Origin of the sequence: Polynucleobacter sp. 30F-ANTBAC, assembly GCF_018882385.1 — a bacterium.
In the GTDB taxonomy this organism is placed as follows: domain Bacteria; phylum Pseudomonadota; class Gammaproteobacteria; order Burkholderiales; family Burkholderiaceae; genus Polynucleobacter.
This window is the reverse complement of sequence record NZ_JACVON010000014.1, coordinates 1-236: the sequence shown is the minus strand read 5'-3', so window position 1 is coordinate 236 and position 236 is coordinate 1. Positions and strand designations below refer to the sequence as shown.

The 236-nt window shown below is 45.8% G+C and carries 1 protein-coding gene; it reads left to right on the top strand.

Translation table 11 applies throughout. The annotated features are described in order from the left end of the window. Positions 1-236, top strand: a 236-nt coding sequence (locus ICN28_RS09490) for a cadherin-like domain-containing protein (RefSeq protein ID WP_216288274.1), incomplete at both ends; no start/stop codon positions are given.

The following is a 236-nucleotide window of genomic DNA, read 5'->3' as shown; positions in this document are numbered from 1 at the left end:
CTAATAATGACGGTACACCAGAAACGTTCACGGCAGGTCAAACTGCAACGATTGCTGGAGTAGGTACATTAACAATTGCGAGTGATGGTGCTTACACCTTTACTCCGGTTGCTAACTACAACGGCACTGTTCCAACAGTCACTTATAGCTTGACTGATGACAATGGCACTTCAGTGGGTGACACTAGCACATTAGATATTACGGTGACGCCTGTCAACGATGTGTTCGTTGATACG